The 260-nt window shown below is 38.8% G+C and carries 1 pseudogene; it reads left to right on the top strand.

Features of this window, described 5'->3' with window-relative positions:
* Window positions 1-260 (top strand): annotated as a pseudogene (locus SB764_RS41855) (hypothetical protein); the annotation flags it as partial.

Below are 260 nucleotides of genomic sequence, written 5' to 3'. Positions count from 1 at the left end.
ATTGAATTAGAAGATATGCGGTCAAGAGCACTTAAAATAAGTGGTAATTCTGAAGAGGTAGCTACAATTGATGGGGTAACTGCTTATTTTACGAAAGCAGATGGGAATAGTGGCGTCACAAATGGAACATCTAGTGACATTACAGAATATGCTTTGGATGTGTCGACACATGATAAAGCTACTGCTGCTATTAAGGTTTATGATCAAGCAATCAATAAAGTTTCTTCGTTCCGTTCAAAGCTTGGCGCCACGCAAAATCG

This window comes from Paraburkholderia sp. SIMBA_027, from assembly GCF_046535315.1.
GTDB lineage: Bacteria > Pseudomonadota > Gammaproteobacteria > Burkholderiales > Burkholderiaceae > Paraburkholderia > Paraburkholderia tropica.
The sequence above is the reverse complement of the archived record's forward strand: the minus strand, read 5'-3'. Positions and strand labels throughout refer to the sequence as shown.